This is a genomic window from Sphingomonas sp. CCH9-E2 (assembly GCF_001557215.1).
In the GTDB taxonomy this organism is placed as follows: domain Bacteria; phylum Pseudomonadota; class Alphaproteobacteria; order Sphingomonadales; family Sphingomonadaceae; genus Sphingomonas.
The window spans coordinates 1-876 of the sequence record NZ_LSJM01000373.1 but is presented as its reverse complement, the minus strand read 5'-3'; the positions used below and the strand labels follow the sequence as shown (position 1 = coordinate 876).

Sequence of the window (876 nt, the reverse complement as noted above, 5' to 3'; positions counted from 1 at the left end):
CCCCCCCGCCATACGCCAAAGCCCCCAGCGATGACCGCCCGTATCGACATGGGACTCGACAGCGGCGGCAACCCGGTTGCCGTCGATCTGGAGGAGTTGCTCGCCACCCGTCTGCTCGTTCAGGGCAATTCGGGCTCGGGCAAGTCGCATCTGCTGCGCCGCCTGCTCGAGGGCAGCGCCGGTTACGTGCAGCAGGTCGTGGTCGATCCCGAGGGCGATTTCGTCAGCCTGTCCGAAGCCTTCGGCCATATCGCTGTAGACGCCGCCGAATACAGCCTCACCGAACTCGCGCGCCTTGCGCTGCGCGTCCGCGAACACCGCGCGTCGGTGGTCCTCAACCTCGAGGGGCTGGAGATCGACGGCCAGATGCGCGCCGCCGCTGCCTTCCTCTCCGCGCTGTTCGATGCCCCGCGCGAGCATTGGTATCCCGTCCTCACCGTCGTCGACGAAGCCCAGCTCTTCGCCCCCGCCGCCGCTGGCGAGGTAACCGAAGAAGCCCGCCGCACCTCGCTCGCCGCGATGACCAACCTCATGTGTCGCGGGCGCAAGCGCGGCCTCGCCGGGGTCATCGCCACCCAGCGCCTTGCCAAGCTCGCCAAGAATGTCGCCGCCGAAGCGTCGAACTTCCTGATGGGCCGCACCTTTCTCGACATCGACATGGCCCGCGCCGCCGACCTGCTCGGCATGGACCGGCGTCAGGCCGACACGATCCGCGACCTCGCGCGCGGCGAATTCCTCGCGCTCGGCCCCGCCATCACCCGCCGTCCGATCAGCGTCCGCATCGGCGCGGTCCAGACCGGGTCCAAGGCGGTGAGCCCCAAGCTCACCCCGCTCCCCACCGCCCCGACGCAGGACATGCGCGACATGCTCTTCGCC

The 876-nt window shown here is 69.5% G+C and carries 1 protein-coding gene; it reads left to right on the top strand.

The features are described 5' to 3' along the window. Positions 1-30: 30 nt before the first annotated feature. Positions 31-876: ATP-binding protein (locus AX681_RS17300; RefSeq protein ID WP_156456128.1), on the top strand; the 846-nt coding region annotated here is incomplete at its 3' end.